Annotated in this window: 1 protein-coding gene; it reads right to left on the minus strand. The window is 76.0% G+C overall.

The window, feature by feature from the left end; translation table 11 throughout:
• A partial coding sequence (locus RM590_RS35880) for a hypothetical protein (protein WP_311708992.1) occupies positions 1 to 275 on the minus strand: 275 nt, incomplete at both ends.

The raw sequence follows: 275 nt of genomic DNA on the forward strand, positions 1-275 counted from the left end.
GGGACGACCGTCGTCCGTATGGGCGCCGGGACGACCGGGGTGAGGGTGGTTACCGCCGGGGCGGCGACGACAGCCGCAACCGCGGCGGTGGCTTCCGCCGGGACGACCGCCCGTCGTTCGACCGCCGCGATGACCGTCCCTCGTTCGACCGCCGGGACGACCGTCGTCCGTATGGGCGCCGGGACGACCGGGGTGAGGGTGGTTACCGCCGGGGCGGCGACGACAGCCGCAACCGCGGCGGTGGCTTCCGCCGGGACGACCGCCCGTCGTTCGAC

Source organism: Streptomyces litchfieldiae, assembly GCF_031845365.1.
Classification (GTDB): domain Bacteria; phylum Actinomycetota; class Actinomycetes; order Streptomycetales; family Streptomycetaceae; genus Streptomyces; species Streptomyces litchfieldiae.